Origin of the sequence: Methylocella tundrae (assembly GCF_901905185.1) — a bacterium.
GTDB lineage: Bacteria > Pseudomonadota > Alphaproteobacteria > Rhizobiales > Beijerinckiaceae > Methylocapsa > Methylocapsa tundrae.
In genome coordinates this window covers 26,024-41,164 of record NZ_CABFMQ020000081.1, presented here as the reverse complement: position 1 = coordinate 41,164, position 15,141 = coordinate 26,024, and the positions used below count along the sequence as shown (strand labels likewise).

Annotated in this window: 11 protein-coding genes and 1 tRNA gene; 7 read left to right on the top strand and 5 right to left on the bottom strand. The window is 62.5% G+C overall.

Annotated elements, in window-relative coordinates:
• Window positions 1-35: 35 nt before the first annotated feature.
• Window positions 36-452, top strand: a complete 417-nt coding sequence (locus MPC4_RS10875) for a DUF1236 domain-containing protein (protein ID WP_174512546.1) — start codon at window positions 36-38, stop codon at window positions 450-452.
• Here the strand turns inward: MPC4_RS10875 and MPC4_RS10870 are convergent.
• Window positions 449-1,318 (bottom strand): LysR family transcriptional regulator, encoded by an 870-nt coding sequence (locus MPC4_RS10870; protein ID WP_174512545.1) that lies wholly within the window; start codon window positions 1,316-1,318, stop codon window positions 449-451. The genes MPC4_RS10875 and MPC4_RS10870 overlap by 4 nt on opposite strands.
• Window positions 1,319-1,432: 114 nt before the next feature.
• On the opposite strand from MPC4_RS10870, the gene MPC4_RS10865 reads away from it, so the two are divergent.
• Entirely contained in the window at window positions 1,433-2,488 is a 1,056-nt protein-coding gene (locus MPC4_RS10865; RefSeq protein WP_174512544.1) for a bile acid:sodium symporter family protein, read from the top strand.
• 296 nt (window positions 2,489-2,784) lie between these two features.
• Here the strand turns inward: MPC4_RS10865 and MPC4_RS10860 are convergent, their stop codons facing one another.
• A complete protein-coding gene (locus MPC4_RS10860; protein WP_210253628.1) occupies window positions 2,785-4,800 on the bottom strand; it encodes a tetratricopeptide repeat-containing sulfotransferase family protein in 2,016 nt (671 codons plus the stop codon).
• A gap of 140 nt (window positions 4,801-4,940) precedes the next feature.
• On the opposite strand from MPC4_RS10860, the gene MPC4_RS10855 reads away from it, so the two are divergent.
• Window positions 4,941-7,274 (top strand): phosphocholine-specific phospholipase C, encoded by a 2,334-nt coding sequence (locus MPC4_RS10855; RefSeq protein ID WP_174512543.1) that lies wholly within the window; start codon window positions 4,941-4,943, stop codon window positions 7,272-7,274.
• A 536-nt stretch (window positions 7,275-7,810) separates the two neighbouring features.
• Here the strand turns inward: MPC4_RS10855 and MPC4_RS10850 are convergent.
• The 3 genes from MPC4_RS10850 to MPC4_RS10840 all read right to left on the bottom strand — a co-directional run bounded on the left by MPC4_RS10850 (window position 7,811) and on the right by MPC4_RS10840 (window position 9,029).
• Complete coding sequence (locus MPC4_RS10850) at window positions 7,811-8,026, bottom strand: hypothetical protein (RefSeq protein ID WP_174512542.1); 216 nt, start codon at window positions 8,024-8,026, stop codon at window positions 7,811-7,813.
• A 416-nt stretch (window positions 8,027-8,442) separates the two neighbouring features.
• A tRNA-Met gene (locus tag MPC4_RS10845) sits at window positions 8,443-8,519 on the bottom strand.
• 84 nt (window positions 8,520-8,603) lie between these two features.
• Complete coding sequence (locus tag MPC4_RS10840; RefSeq protein WP_174512541.1) at window positions 8,604-9,029, bottom strand: hypothetical protein; 426 nt, start codon at window positions 9,027-9,029, stop codon at window positions 8,604-8,606.
• Window positions 9,030-10,245: 1,216 nt separating this feature from the next.
• On the opposite strand from MPC4_RS10840, the gene MPC4_RS10835 reads away from it, so the two are divergent.
• The 4 genes from MPC4_RS10835 to MPC4_RS10820 are packed head-to-tail and all read left to right on the top strand — an operon-like array spanning window position 10,246 to window position 15,138.
• Window positions 10,246-12,195 carry a methyl-accepting chemotaxis protein gene (locus MPC4_RS10835; protein ID WP_174512540.1) on the top strand — a complete coding sequence of 650 codons (1,950 nt, stop codon included), beginning with the start codon at window positions 10,246-10,248 and terminating at the stop codon, window positions 12,193-12,195.
• A complete protein-coding gene (locus tag MPC4_RS10830; RefSeq protein WP_174512539.1) occupies window positions 12,195-12,506 on the top strand; it encodes an STAS domain-containing protein in 312 nt (103 codons plus the stop codon). Before MPC4_RS10835 ends, MPC4_RS10830 begins: the two co-directional genes overlap by 1 nt.
• Entirely contained in the window at window positions 12,503-12,868 is a 366-nt protein-coding gene (locus MPC4_RS10825; RefSeq protein WP_174512538.1) for a response regulator, read from the top strand. Before MPC4_RS10830 ends, MPC4_RS10825 begins: the two co-directional genes overlap by 4 nt.
• A gap of 50 nt (window positions 12,869-12,918) precedes the next feature.
• On the top strand, window positions 12,919-15,138 hold the full coding sequence (locus MPC4_RS10820; RefSeq protein ID WP_174512537.1) for a chemotaxis protein CheA: 2,220 nt from the start codon (window positions 12,919-12,921) through the stop codon (window positions 15,136-15,138).
• Window positions 15,139-15,141: the final 3 nt, after the last annotated feature.

The following is a 15,141-nucleotide window of genomic DNA, read 5'->3' as shown; positions in this document are numbered from 1 at the left end:
CGAACGCAGATTTATTTTTATGATAAGAGGTCCCAATGTCATCTCATAAACTGATTATTTGCGCCTTCGCGGCGGCAACGCTCTCCACGGGAGCGGCCCAGGCGCAAGGGCTCGTCCGGGGCGCCGAACATGGAGCTGAGCAGGGCGGCGACGCCGCAGGTCCGGTCGGGGCCGTCGTTGGCGGCGCTGTTGGCGCGGCGACGGGCGTCGTTGGCGGCATTCTGGGCGTCGACGATCGGCCGCGCTTCCGCACCTATGTGGAGCATGAGCGTGTGCCATCGTATCGCTACGACGACGATGTGCGCGTCGGCGCCGTTCTTCCAGAGGAGGGCGTCACCTATTACGGTGTCCCGGCTGAGTATCACGTAAGAGGATACCGGTACACAGTCGTCAATGGCCGGCCGGTTCTGGTCGACCCGCGGACGCGCCGTGTCGTCGAGGTGATCGACTAGCTCGCAGCTATCCGGATACGGCCGGCGTTCGAGAGGATCGCCGCCACCAGCGCATTGGCGGCGTCGTTCCCGGCGCCGCCTCCGACGACGACGAATTCGATTTGTCCGAGGGGCGGCAGATGACGGGACGCGCTGAGCGGACCAAGCCCCTGCGGTATCAGCCGTGTGGAGTGTGCGGCGACGCCGAGCCCTGCGAGCGCCGCGGCCCTGATCCCGCTGAGGCTATCGCTGGTGCAGACGACGCGCCAGGATTGTTTGGCAATTTCGAGAGCCTCGAGAGCTCTCGCGCGGGTGATGCTCGGCGGCGGAAAAAGAATGAGCGGCAGCGGCGCATCTGCGGCCAGATGAAGCCCGGGGCGGCCGATCCAGGCAAGATCCTCGCGCCAGGCTGAGCGGCCGCGCTCGTCGCCTCGCCGCCGCTTGACGAAGATGAGATCGAGATCGCCCGCGTCATAGCGTTCATAAAGGATGCCGCTGAGGCCGACCGTGAGTTCAAGATCGACCGCGTTATGCTTTTTTGTGAATTCCGCGAGCACGTCGGGCAGGGCGGAAAAGACGAAATCCTCGGAGGCGCCGAAGCGGATATGCCCGCGGAGAATGGAGCCGGTCAGAACTGCCTCGATGCGCGCATTCGCCTCCAGCGCCTGCCGCGCAAAAGGCAGGACCGCATCTCCGTCTGGCGTGAGCGCGACAGAATGCGTATCCCGCGACAGCAGGCGGCGGTCTGTTCTCTGCTCGAGCCGCGATATATGTTGGCTGACAGTCGATTGACTGACGCCCAACTGCTGAGCCGCCAAAGTGAAGCTCTTGGTCTCGGCAACGGCGACGAGGCTGCGCAGAAGAACGGGATCAATCAGGTCACGCATGCTGATTTCTGAGGCCGGTTATTGCGATATTGAAATACTATTATTTAATTTATCATATATCGTCATAACGAAGGCCGTGCTAGATAAAATGATGGGTTTAGCCAGGGTTTCGAGATGATCGGCCGCAAAATTCTGTCTCGTTTTGGGATTGATCCCTATCTGCTCATGTTGATCGGAACGGTGGCGCTCGCAGCGGCGATCCCGGCGCGCGGCATCGGCGCGGAGGCGATGCATTATGCGGTTTACGGCGTCGTCGCGCTGCTGTTCTTTCTTTACGGCGCGCGACTGTCGCCGGAGGCGGTGGCGGAGGGCCTCACGCACTGGCGGCTGCAGTCGCTGGTTTTCAGCTCAACCTTCATCCTTTTCCCGCTGATCGGACTGGCGGTCGTAGCGGTGGCGCGTCCGTGGCTGCCGGCCGATCTCGCGATCGGGCTCATGTATGTCTGCGTCCTCCCGTCGACGATCCAGTCGTCGATCGCCTTTACGTCAATCGCGCGGGGCAATGTGCCGGCGGCGCTGTGCAGTGCTTCCGCCTCCAATCTCTTCGGCATCGTTATGACGCCGGCTCTCGTCGCTTTCCTTTTGAGTTCGCACGGTCCGGGCTTCAGCCTTGCGGCGCTGGAAGACGTCGCATTGCAACTCCTTCTGCCGTTCGCGGCGGGACAGTTTCTGCGCCCCTGGATCGGCCGATGGCTGAGCGCGCACAAGAGCCTAACGTCTGTCGTCGATCGCGGGTCAATCCTGTTGATCGTCTATGCCGCCTTTAGCGAAGGCATGGTGGCGGGAGTCTGGTCGCAGCTGAGCTGGCAGAGCCTCGCGCTCGTTCTGGCGCTCGATCTTTTGATTCTTTTCGCAGTGCTGCTGATCACGACCCTCGCCAGCCGCCGCCTTGGTTTTTCGAAAGAGGACGAGATCGCCATTGTTTTCTGCGGCTCAAAAAAGAGCATGGCGAGCGGCATTCCGATGGCGAACATCCTGTTTCCCGGCCAGGCGCTCGGCCTTCTCGTGTTGCCTTTGATGCTGTTCCATCAGGTCCAACTCTTCGCCTGTGCGATTCTTGCCCAGCGTTATGCGCGGCGTTTGACGCCAGGGGAGACGGCGGCGCATCCACAGAACGACAGGGCGCCCTATGCGCGGCCGGGCGGCGGGGATGCTTTGGCGGCGGAATGAACACGTCGCCCGCTCCGGCGAAGGCGGCATAACATTCAGTGCGAGCGGCCAGCGACGGTCGCTCCCGGCGCTTCGATCAACTGGTGCTGCAAGAAGGATTGGTTGCGGGGGGGCAGGATTTGAACCTGCGGCTTTCAGGTTATGAGTATGAGGGTCTTTGTGTCATCGGCGTTGGTGTTTGTGCCCTGGCGTCCCCAAGCTATTGAAGTCACACTGGAATTGTCCTAGGTAGTTGAGTTTTCAACAACAAAAGTCTCGCGAAATGAGGCGACCTGATAACCGGTGCCACCGCTGCGTTAATCGCGGTGCCGACCGATTGCGTCGCCCAGCGCCTTCCTCAACGGATCGAGCCAGGGATCGTAGTTCCGCCACTGGGAGATTCCTTCACGGAAGAGCGGCTGGCGCACCTGTTCCGAGCTGGGGGTGTTTATCGCGCGCCGGCTGCGGTGAAACGCCAGACATGCCGGGTCGTATTCGAGTCCGCAATGGGCAAGAATCCGGCGCACGCTGGCGCCGAGGTCCTCGACCAGGTCCTCGTAGCTGACCCGAAGCACCCGTCCCGGCAGGACACGATCCCAGTGACGCATCAGCTCCAGATACGTCCGGTAATACCGTGCGATCTCCTCGATTCCGTAGCAGAACTCCTGCCCTCTCGCATAGAGCTGCTTTAGGTTGCTGACGCAGCAGGCCATCGGCTCGCGCCGGATGTCGATGATCGTTGCATTCGGCAGCATCAGGTGGATGAGGCCGATATGCCGGAAATTGTTCGGCATCTTGTCGATGAAACGCGGCCGCCCCCGCCGATAGACACGAGTCTCGTCCAGGTAGCGCCGCCCGAGGCGCTCGAATAGGAGCGGGTCCAGGCCCGGCAGCAGGTCCGGGTAGCGCGCACCGCCGCCGTTTGATCCCTGTCCTTGGAATTCCGAAATGATGCGAGGGATGTCGTGCAATTCCTGCGTGCCATCGACGTCCGGGTGCGAGGCCAGGATCTGCTCGAGCAGCGTCGAGCCCGAGCGCGGCAGCCCGACGATGAAGATCGGGTCGCGAGCAGCTGCGCCGGCGCCGGTGCGGGCGGCGAAGAATTCCTCGCTGCACACCTCGAGCAGGCGGCGGGCGGCGCCCTCTATCGCCTCGGGACGGTAGCTGCTCTTCGCCCGCACAAGCGAATTGCCGCGGTCGTAAAATGCCCAAGACCCGCCGTAGTCGCCCCGATCTTCCAGCGCCTTTCCGAGCGCGAAGCAAAGGTGCGCGCGATCCGGCAGTCCGGGGCGAGATAGCGCCTCAAGGCCCCGCATGCGAGCGACCTCGTCGTCGCTGAACCGATAGGTTTTTAGGTTGGCGAGGCTCCAATAGGCGTCGCCGATATCGGCCTCGACGCCGGTCGCATCCTTATAGGCGCGCACGGCCTCCTCTGCCCGGCCGAGCGCTTTCAGCGAGTGGCCCAGCACGATCCGCAGGTGATTGCGCTGCGGCGTCTGCGAGAGCAGCTCGCTGAAGATTGAGATCGCCTCGTCGTGGCGTCCGAGGCCCGCGAGTATGGTGGCGCGAAGAAATCGGGCCTCAGGGTCGGAGGGCTCGGTTCGCAGCCGGTGCTCGGCCTGCTCCAGCGCCGCCTGATATTTCTGGCGCTCTATTAGAATGCGGACGTAATCGAGACGCGCGTCGGCGTAACCCGGCGCTGCGTCGACCACCTCGCGAAAAAGCTCCTCGGCCCGATCCGTCGCGCCGCGTCGTTGCGCGATCCGCCCGAGCAGGCGCAGCGCCTCGACATGCCTTCCCTCTCTGGCGATGTGACTTGTCAGAAGATTTTCCGCCGCGGCAAGCTCGCCGTCGCAGAACCGGGCGCCCGCCTCGACGATCGCGGGCGGCAGCTCCTGCAGCTTCGCCAGGCGCTGCGCCGCGACGCTCGCCCTCTGCGGCTCGCCGGCCGCGCTCAGCAGTCGCTCAAGCATCCCCCAGCTCGGCGTCAGGGCCGGATTCAGCGCGACCGCGCGTTCGAATGACGCGATGGCGCGCGAGGGGTCGTCCAGCGCCGCGAGGCAATGGCCGCGCTCTTGAAAAAGGAGGCTGTAGTTCGGATGCGCCCGCTCAAGCGCGTCCAGCGTCGCGAGTGCATCCTTCGCCTGACCGAGCAGCCGCTGGTTCAGCGCGGCCCAGTACAGCGCGGCCCGTTGCGATGGCGCGCGCCGCAGCAGCGCGCTGGCCGCCGCCAGCGCCTCGGCGTGCCGACGCCCTCGCGTGAGTTCCTCGATGCGGCGCAACTCGCTGGCGGCGGCGTCCGCCTCGGATTCGCGGTGATAAAGCTCAGTCACAGTTCTTTTGCTTTAGCTTCATCAGCCAGCAATGACCAGTTTCTATGCAGGCCGCGGTGGTTGGACATTGGGGAGGCTGCGAGTCGGCCCGGAGTCTATCCATCACGTATGCAACGTTACTCACGGGGGGACCTCATCCGATGAACAATACCGATCGCCGTAAGTTCCTGCAAATGCTGGGCACAGGCGCCATGACCAGCACGCTCGGCTCGAGCGTCACGAAGGCGCTTGCAATCCCGGCCAACAACCGCACGGGCACCATCAAGGACATCGAGCATATCGTGATCCTGATGCAGGAGAACCGTCCGTTCGACCATCACTTCGGCACGCTGCGCGGCGTGCGCGGCTTTGCTGATCCGCGCGCGGTCCAGATCAATCTGCCGCTTCAGTCGGGCGGCGCCGTCAAGGCCTCGGTGTTCTTGCAGCCGGCGGGCCCGGCCAACGTCAGCGCCGGCTTCAGCGTGCCGGCCAATTACGGCAATCTGGGCGGCCCGGCGAATGGCGTTCCCGTGATCCCGCCGTTCCGGATTGATCCCTCAAAAATCAGCCCCGGGCTCACGAGCCTCGGCTTCACCTACATCGGCGGCACCGACCACGGCTGGGGCGGCACGCACCTCGCCTGGAACTCTGGGCAATACGACAGCTGGGCGATCCAGAAGGGCCCGCTGGCGATGTCCTACTTCACGCGCGCCGACATTCCCTATCACTACGCGCTGGCCGACGCTTTCACCGTGCTCGACAACTACTATTCCTCGATCATGGGCCCGACCAATCCCAATCGTTGCTACCTATGGACCGGCTGCGTCGGAAACGTCAGCTATCTCGGCGCGAAGGGCACAGACGGCCATGGCGCGGGCCCGATCACCAGCAACGGCGTCAGCCCGCTCGGCAATTATCTGGCCTGGGAGACGTTGCCCGAGGTGCTGGACAAGGCGGGCGTGACCTGGCGGATTTATCAGGACATTGCAGGCGCCCCCTTCGCGCCGGACTTCGGCGACGGCTCGTCCGCCAGCAATTTCGACGGCACCTACACCGACAATGCGCTGCTCTATTTCGCCCAATATGCAGCATCGAGCCCCGGAACTTCGCTGTTCGACAACGCCTGCACCGGGACGGCGCTGTCCTCCACCCAACCTCCAGCAAGCGCCCCGGCCTCGGCCTGGGAGACTTGGGCCGAGAGCCTGTTCCAACATTTCAAGGACGACGTGAAGAACGGCACGCTGCCCCAGGTCTCCTGGCTGATCGCGCCGGCCGGATATACCGAGCACTCCTCCGCCCCGGTCAACTATGGCGCCTGGTACATCTCGCAGGTGCTCGAGACCCTGGTGTCGAAGCCGGAGTTGTTCAGCAAGACTGCCTTCATCGTCAACTATGACGAAGCCGACGGCAGCTTCGACCACCTCGTTCAGCCCTCGCCGCCGGCGACGCCCTCTTTCCCCGCTGCGCCCGAACTCGGCGGGTCGACGGTCGACTACCGCCTCGAGATCGTCACGACCTCGACGCCGAACGCCCCGATCGGCCTTGGCACCCGCGTGCCGTGCCTCGTGATCTCGCCTTGGAGCAAGGGCGGCTATGTGAACTCGCAGGTCTTCGATCACACCTCGGTGATCCAGTTCATCGAGAAGCGTTTCGGGGTCTATGAGCGCAACCTCTCGCCGTGGCGCCGCGCCGTCTGCGGCGACCTGACGTCCGCGTTCAACTTCAAGAACCCGAACGACAAGCCGGTCGATCTGCCGTCCACCAAGACCTTCCTGCCTCCAGTCGGAGAGCTGTCCGGCGCCGTCAATCCGCCGAGCGTCAGTCCTACGGCGAAGAATGTGATCATCGGCGTGCCGCCGCAGGAAAAGGGCGTCCGCCCGGCGCGCGCCTTGCCCTATGAGCTGAACGTCCACAGCACGGTCCGCGCTTCTAGCAACACGGTCGAACTGCGTTTTGTCAACAGCGGCAGCGCGGGCGCAGTATTCCACGTGCGCTCTGGCAAAACCACCGATCCGGTCCGGTACTACACGGTCGAGGCTGGCAAGCAGCTGTCGGGAACCTGGACCGTCTCTGGCTCTTACGACCTGACCGTCTACGGCCCGAACGGGTTCACACGCTACTTTAAGGGCAGCGTTGCCTTGGGCGCCGTTGCGGTCGATGTCCATTTCGAACACGAACACGAACACGAACACGGATTCGAATGGCGATCCGACGACAACGGCTCGTTCTCACTGTCGGTCCGGAATGCTGGCGCGCGGAAGGCTAGCGTGACATTGCTTGATGCGTACACGGGCGAGAAGATCCACCGCGTGCTTCCTCCAGAGGGGCAAGCCGAAACCCAGTTGTCGCTTGAGCGGTTCCAAGGCTGGTACGACGTGGTCGTCACGGTCGCGGAGGACCCGAGCTTCGAGCGTCGCCTGGCCGGGCATGTCGAGACCGGACGCGATAGCATGTCGGATCCGGCGATGGGCGGTCTGGTGACCCTGAAGGCCTGAGAACAGGCTCCTCGTCGCGCAAGCTCTTGGAAAGCGAGGAACGGCCGTGCCTGTGGGCACGGCCGTCCATGGGGATGCTGCACAACAAGCACTAAGCGCATTCAAGGAGAACAATCTTCAACCATCGTCGAAAGCTGACAGACACTCATTAAATTGTTCGTCATGTTCCAGCCGCGACGCGGCGCTCTCGATGGCATCCGCGCAACGCCGTTGTCAGTTGTGGCTTACGGAGCAAATTAAAAGCAGTCCCCATCGCTCGACGCCAAAAATGGAGATGTGGGAACAGGCCCGCGGGCAATTCCCCGGATTGAGCCGCCGAGGATTTGATGCTGCGTGGGCGGAAAGCGTGTGCGCGACAGGGGCGACGAAATGGTCCCAACCGGGGCGAAAGAAGACGCCGCCAGATAGAGAAAATCGAATCGCCGCATTAATCGCGCCGCATTTTTGGCCTGTCAACGCGTGTCATCTCTCGGTTGTTCCGGAACGGTCCGGATCAGCCACGGAGATGGCTCTCATGACCAATAATACCCCCCTTCTCACGCCGCTGCAGGCAGCAGCAACCGCTTCGCGATTTCCTGAATTGCCGCAATGGCCGGGGCGTTCCTCCGCGCCCAAAGCCGACTCAAAAGATGGTCCGGCACGAACTCGTCGTACTTGGCGCGGCGGAGGCCACGCGCATTCTCTTCTATCCGCGCCAGATCCTCCGGGGTGGATGCGGCGAGTTTGGCCAAGGCGCGCCCGGCTTCATCCATTCCGACGCCGGGGAGGCGCACCGAAAGGTCGTTCGCCTCCGCCCGCCATCGCGGTTCGGAGCCTGTCGGCCAAGCCGAGCGGCAGGACGGGACCGGATGTCTCTGCGGCTCCTAGGTCCGCAAGGCGGCTTCGCTCACTGCCGCCGCCGCGCTAGTCTGTCGCATAAGGGCCAATGTGGAACCCACTCCTGCGTACATAACGCTTCGAGGACATATCGTGCCTATGCCTTACGACGAAGAACTTTGCGGCGCGCCACTCGGCAACGCCTCCGACTTCAGACCCCTATGACGGGCGCGCGCGGTCTGCGCACTTTCAGGGTGGCGTGGTGGCGACAGGGTGGCGACATTCGCCAAAAGCAGCAAAGCCGCCCACGTGGGCGGCTTCCTGAAAGTCTCATCAAATCCGGTATTTAGTTTGGTTGCGGGGGCAGGATTTGAACCTGCGGCCTTCAGGTTATGAGCCTGACGAGCTACCGGGCTGCTCCACCCCGCGCCGACGGTGTAGCAGTGTCGATCGTGAATTGGAAGCGTTTATATCGCTTTGATGACGCGCTTCCGACATCGCCGCCGCGACGGCCTACCAGGCGCGCGGATGCAGCCTGCGTTTCCATTGCTGGCCGGGAGGCAAGGAAATGGCGTCCTCGCGGTTGCGGCGGGAGAAGCTCCGGGCGCGGACGGCGCGCGGCTTCTCCGTCGCGAACGCAGAGCTTGTTTCCGATTTCTCGGGGCCGGCAAGCGTCGGCGCTGGCCTTGCGCTCTTCGAGGCGGCAATTGAGGACGCGCGTTCGTGCTTGACGCGGCTTTTCCGGACGGGCGCCGAGGCGGTTTCGATTGCGCCACGTTTCATCGCAGCATCGGCGCTTTCGACGCGGTCAGCCTTCGGCTGTGCTTTCGGTCGTTCCGCAAGCGTCTTCCGCGTGCGGTTCTGACGCGCTGTCGCCGTCGGCGCGACGTGCTCTTCAGCCGCCTCGATCGCGGGGTTTTGATCAATGAGACTCGGCAAAATCCGCGGCCCCGGGCGGTTGTCTGGAGCCTGACGATGGGGCGCTTCAGCGGTCCGTCTGGGGCCAAATATCTGTTCGGCTTCTTTCAAGACCGAATCAGAGACGGAGCGATACGCCTGCTTGTCTGTTTGCAAAAAAGATGGGACGGCAAAATCAGAATCAGGTTCGGCATGGGAAAAAAGATCGGTCCTGGCGAAAAGCGGGGGGGCGGAACGGCCCGAGCCTGCTTTGTCCTTGCCAATGAAGTCGGCCGAGGAAGCCGCGGGCGAGGACGAGAGAGAGCGGCGAGAGCGTTTAATCTCGACCGCAAAGGGTTTCGGCGGATGTTTCATTTATTGTCCATAAGTACTGCAGGCGCGCAAATGTGCAAATGTTAAGCAGAAGCAAGGAGCGGTTTTCTGCAGGCGGCCAATAGGCTCTACAGGAAGCCGCGAGTGTCCGATCGATTCTGCGAGGATGCGCCGTATCGAGTAGTGACAAATTTCGAAGTTTTCGAATGTCCTACCGGGAATCACTATAACTTCCATGCCTACCATTGCAAGGCGCGGCTTGCAATTCTGTAACTTCCCAAGGTCTGCTGCCGATTGATTGCTCTAGGATGGCCGCGCTTGAGCATTTCCCAATCAGAACGGTTCGATCTGATTGACAAGAATGTGCTCAAGCTTCTGAAACTAGAGCGATTTCTGATCGATCGAACGAGTCCATCCGATCGGAATGCGCTCTCGAGGCGAAAGCAATCCTCTCTTCGCGCCTCTTCGCGAGTGTTGCAAAGATTACGGTAATTGCAAGGCTAAAGTGCATGGAATGCCCGCTTTGTGATCCGTCGCCGCCCTGACAGGCGCCGCGTCCGCCAACCAAATCCGCAACCGAAGTCCATGGCGATCGTCTTTCAAACAATTCGAAAACAAAAAAATCTCAGAAAAATGTAAGTATGCGTTTAACTGATAAAATAGAACTCGGAAAACGGTTACGAAATATAGAATAGAATATAAGTATATTTTATACAAAAATCCATAAAATAATCTCGTTGTCGATCATTTATTCAAAAATGTCGTGTGATAAGCAATATTGAAAGCGCATCAGACGCTGAGAAAGCCTTGCTCGCCTTGCGTCGCGGAGGCTCGATTCCAAGCAATGATCCATGGCGGCGGACCAGGCTTCGGTCCAACGCATCCCTGTGCGCATAGGTTCCAACGGCAACTTTCCGAGGACAGCATGACGTTAGCCAATTTGAGTATCGGACGAAAGCTGAGCGTTGGCTTTGCTTGCGTTCTTGTCGCCGTCGCCGTGATGAGCGTGGCTCTTTTCACGACATTCAGGTCACTGAACGCGGCGGCCGAGGTCAACTCGACCTCATACCGGGTCGTCGACGAAATCGATCTGGCGAGCGACGCTCTGCGCGAACAATCACGCGATTCTCTTCGCTACATGCTGATGAGAAATGAGCGTTTCGCCATGATGTACGACGATGCTGTCAAAGCCTTCGCCGACCATTTGGCGAAGGCCCGCAAGGACAGCGCAGGGCATCCCGACATTCTGGCTCTTCTCGAAAAAGTCGAAGCGGCGGGAAATCTCTTTCGTCACGACGTCGGCGATCCGGCGATGCGTCTTGTTCGCGAAAATCCGACGGCCGATCTTGCGATAAAATTTGTGAATTCAGATCGCACCATCGAAATCCTCGACGCATTCAAGGCAATGGCGACCGACGTCCGAGAAAAAGTAAATCTATGGTCTGAGGAAGCGCAGGTCCGGTTCGACGCGCTGATGGCTGCCCTCAATCAAATGCTTATCGTCGGCGGCGCGGCGGCGGTTTTGACCGCGTTGGGCGTCGGTTGGTGGATGAGCCGCATCATCGCTGAGCCAGTGACCTTGATGACGGGCGTCATGAACAGGCTGGCTGGGGGCGACCATTCGGTCGAGATTCCGGGTCTCGATCGCAAGGACGAAGTCGGCCTGATGGCAGGGGCGGTGCAGGCGTTCAAGAACGCGGCGATCGCCAAAGTCAAGAGAGACGCCGCGGAGGCGGAATCGATCAAGGTCTGGCAGAAGGAAGAGGAAGAGCGGACCGCCAAAGCCGCCGAAGAGGCGCGTCACGATCACATCGCGATACAGTCGCTCGCCGATGGTCTTGACCGGCTCGCCAAGGGCGACCTCGTCTATCGCATCGAGACGCCCTTCGGGCCAAAAGCCGCGCAGCTGCGCACGGACTTCAACGCGGCGGTCGACAAGCTGCAGCAGACGATGGTGAGCATCCGCTCCAACACCGACGGCATCGCCTCGGGCAGCGGCGAGATCGCATCGGCCGCCGATGATCTGTCGCGGCGCACCGAGCAGCAGGCGGCAGGTCTTGAGGAGACGGCGGCGACGCTTGACCAGATCACCGCGACCGTCAAGAACACGGCCGACGGCGCCCTGCGCGCGCAGACTGTTGTATCGGCGGCGAAGTCCGACGCCGACCACAGCGGCGAAGTGGTGCGTGAAGCGATCACCGCGATGGGCGAGATCGAAAAATCCTCGAAGCAGATCGGTCAGATCATCGGCGTCATCGACGAGATCGCATTCCAGACCAATCTGCTCGCCCTCAACGCCGGGGTCGAGGCGGCGCGGGCGGGCGACGCGGGCCGCGGCTTCGCCGTCGTCGCCTCGGAGGTTCGCGCTCTGGCGCAGCGTTCGGCCGAGGCGGCCAAAGAGATCAAGAGCCTGATTTCGGCGTCGACGACGCAGGTTTCGCAAGGGGTCGATCTCGTCGGCGAAACCGGCAAGGCGTTGGGCCGCATAGTTGCGCAGGTGGCGGAAATCAACACCGTCGTCGGCGCCATCGCGGCGAGCGCACAGGAACAGGCGAGCGCGCTGCATCAGGTCAACACGGCGGTCAACCAGATGGATCAGGTGACGCAGCAGAACGCCGCGATGGTCGAACAGACCACTGCCGCGGCGCATGCGCTGGGACAGGAGAGCGAAGAACTCGCCCGGCTCGTCGGCGTGTTCCAGGTTGGTCATGTTGCGAATGCCGACATGGCTCGCGGCAAGGCGCCGCGCCGCGCTGCCCAGACGACGACGCAAACCGCTCGTCCGGCGCTGAAAACGCTGTCCTCCTCTGGTCGCGGCGGCGCGGCCCGCAAGCCGGACGCGGCGAGCGCCGAAGATAGCTGGGAGGAATTTTGATGAGCAAAACGCAAAGCGCGTCTGCGCATCAAGCCCGCATTCTCGCTCTCCCCGCGATCCTCGATCTCAAGGCGGCCACTCCTCTCGCCAGTGAGCTTCTCGCCCGCCGGGGCGAGGAGCTCAGCGCCGACGCCTCGGCTGTGCAGCGCCTCGGCGGTCAGTGTCTTCAGGTGCTGCTTTCCGCGATCATGACCTGGAGGGCCGATGAACTTCCGTTCGCCGTCGTCAACGCCTCTCCCGACTTTATCGAAGGTTTGCGGCGACTGGGGATAGCGCCGCACGCATTCATCGACGAGGAACTTTCGCAATGAGCAAAACGATACTCACCGTCGACGATTCGCGAACCATGCGCGACATGCTGATGCTCGCTCTGTCCGACGCCGGCTATCGCGTCGTGCAGGCGGAGGACGGCATGCACGGCCTTGAGGTCCTGGCTGGCGAAATGCCTGATGTCATCGTCACCGACATCAACATGCCGCGCCTCGATGGGTTCGGCTTCATCGAAGGGGTGCGGGGCGATGAGCGCCATCGCGGCGTGCCGATCCTGGTGCTGACGACCGAGAGCGACGCGGAAAAGAAAGAACGCGCCCGCCGCGCCGGCGCCACAGGCTGGATCATCAAGCCTTTCGATCCTGTGAAACTTGTCGCTGCGATAAGGCGCGTAGCGAGCTGACGCTCGCGCCAACACTCAAACGGCCTGAACTCGAACAAGGATAGCGATCCATGGATGCGATGGCGGCGATCAAGCAGACCTTCTTCCAGGAATGCGAGGAGCAGCTCGCCGAGCTGGAGACGGGGCTTCTTGCTATTGATGACGGCGATCTTGATCCCGAAACCGTCAACGCCGTGTTTCGCGCGGTGCACTCCATCAAGGGCGGCGCCGGCGCTTTCAGTCTCGACGATCTGGTGCGTTTCGCGCATGTGTTCGAGACCGCGCTCGATCATCTGCGCGCCGGCAGGCTCACGCCCTCGCCGGAGCTGTTGAAAATCATGCTCCGCGCGGCTGACGCTCTCGCCGATCTCGTGCGCGCCGCGCGCGATGAAACGCGCGTCGATGCGCAACGCTATGCAGCGCTCGCCGCGGAGCTGCGCGCCTTCGATCCCGTCTCCGCGGACGAGCGGCCCGAGGAAGATGGCGGTGATGAAATCGCATTCAGCCCAGTGCTCATGGATGAATCGATGTTCGATGATCTCGATGCGCCGCCCGCGCCGGCGCTGCATGAGTTTAGGATCCGTTTTCGGCCGAAGCCCGGTCTCTACGCAAAGGCCAATGAAACCGCGCTGCTCCTGCGCGAGCTCGCGAGCCTCGGCGAAACCTCCGTCATCTGCGATACAACCGACATCCCATTGCTGCCCGAGCTCGATCCGGAAGGCGCTTACCTGACCTGGATCGTCACGCTAGCGACGACCCAGGATGAGACCGCCGTCCGCGACGTGTTTGAATTCGTCGAATGGGATTGCGATCTCGATGTCGAGGCCGAGGGGTTCTCCGCGCCCCAGGACGATATCGACATCGCCGCTCTGATCGAAAAGATGCAAAGCAATGTCGAAGCCGAGCTTGCCGCCCTGGCGCCGCCGGCGCAGCCCGGCGCCGATGCCGAAAGCGGCGCTCTGGGGCAGAAGCCTGAGGTCGTCGCCGATCTCGCCGCGACGCGCGCAAAGCAGCCGGTCGAGAAGAAGGCGTCCGCCGCTGAGGCCGCCGCCAAAACCGATCATCCGGCAAAGCCGGAACAGGGAGCGGCCTCGATCCGCGTCGATCTCGACCGCGTCGACCGGCTGATCAATCTCGTCGGCGAGCTCGTCATCAATCAGGCCATGCTCGCGCAGCGCGTGCAGGAAGCAGGGCTCGCGCGCGCCTCCGGCGTTGCGACCGGACTCGACGAACTCGAACAATTGACGCGGGAGATCCAGGACAGCGTCATGGCGATCCGCGCGCAGCCGGTAAAATCGGTGTTTCAGCGCATGCCCCGCCTCGTCCGCGAGGTCGCCGCGATGACCGGAAAATCCGTTCGCCTCGTAACCGACGGCGAGAACACCGAGGTGGACAAGACGGTCATTGAGCGCATCGCCGATCCGCTGACGCATATGATCCGCAACGCCATCGACCACGGCCTCGAAACGCCGGAGGCGCGGATCAAGGCCGGCAAGCCGGAAGAAGGCATGGTGCATCTTTCCGCGCTGCATCGCTCGGGCCGCATCGTTATCGAAGTCTCCGACGACGGGGCCGGCATCAATCGCCCGCGGGTCAAGGCGCTCGCCGCCAGCAAAGGCCTCATCGCGGCGGACGCGGCTTTGACCGACGATGAAATCGACAATCTGATTTTCCTGCCGGGCTTTTCCACCGCCTCGACGGTATCCGACATTTCCGGACGCGGCGTCGGCATGGATGTGGTGCGCCGCTCGATCCAGGCGCTCGGCGGCCGCATTTCGATTCAGTCGCGGCCGGGCAAGGGATCGACTTTCACCATGAGCCTGCCCCTCACCCTGGCCGTGCTCGACGGCATGGTGGTGACGGTCGGCGGCCAGACTCTCGTTGTTCCGCTGACGGCGATCGTTGAAACGCTGCAGCCCAAAATCACTGACGTGCATGGCTTTGGAGGCGGCGCCCGCGTGATAGCGATCCGCGAACATTTCACGCCCCTGATCGATGTCGGGCGCGAACTCGGCTATCGCAACGACAACGCCGATCCCCTTTCCGGCGTCGCGCTTCTCGTCGAGACCGAAGGCGGCGCGCGTAACGCGATGCTGGTAGACGCCATTCTCGGCCAGCGTCAGGTCGTCATCAAAAGTCTTGAGGCAAACTACCAGCATGTTCCGGGCATCGCCGCCGCGACCATTCTCGGCGATGGCAGGGTCGCGCTGATCCTCGACGTCGACGCGGTCGTCGCCAGTTCGCGAGCGGACGCCGCCGCGCTGGATCATCTTCTCGCAACAGCAGGGTGAAGG

What these genes read in the sequence shown, in the direction of transcription:
- MPC4_RS10865 (WP_174512544.1), top strand. Translation starts at nt 1,433, where the DNA reads ATGATCGGCCGCAAAATTCTGTCTCGTTTTGGGATTGATCCCTATCTG.
- MPC4_RS10875 (WP_174512546.1), top strand. Translation starts at nt 36, where the DNA reads ATGTCATCTCATAAACTGATTATTTGCGCCTTCGCGGCGGCAACGCTC.
- MPC4_RS10855 (WP_174512543.1), top strand. Translation starts at nt 4,941, where the DNA reads ATGAACAATACCGATCGCCGTAAGTTCCTGCAAATGCTGGGCACAGGC.
- MPC4_RS10820 (WP_174512537.1), top strand. Translation starts at nt 12,919, where the DNA reads ATGGATGCGATGGCGGCGATCAAGCAGACCTTCTTCCAGGAATGCGAG.
- MPC4_RS10870 (WP_174512545.1), bottom strand. Translation starts at nt 1,318, where the DNA reads ATGCGTGACCTGATTGATCCCGTTCTTCTGCGCAGCCTCGTCGCCGTT.
- MPC4_RS10850 (WP_174512542.1), bottom strand. Translation starts at nt 8,026, where the DNA reads ATGGATGAAGCCGGGCGCGCCTTGGCCAAACTCGCCGCATCCACCCCG.
- MPC4_RS10835 (WP_174512540.1), top strand. Translation starts at nt 10,246, where the DNA reads ATGACGTTAGCCAATTTGAGTATCGGACGAAAGCTGAGCGTTGGCTTT.
- MPC4_RS10830 (WP_174512539.1), top strand. Translation starts at nt 12,195, where the DNA reads ATGAGCAAAACGCAAAGCGCGTCTGCGCATCAAGCCCGCATTCTCGCT.
- MPC4_RS10825 (WP_174512538.1), top strand. Translation starts at nt 12,503, where the DNA reads ATGAGCAAAACGATACTCACCGTCGACGATTCGCGAACCATGCGCGAC.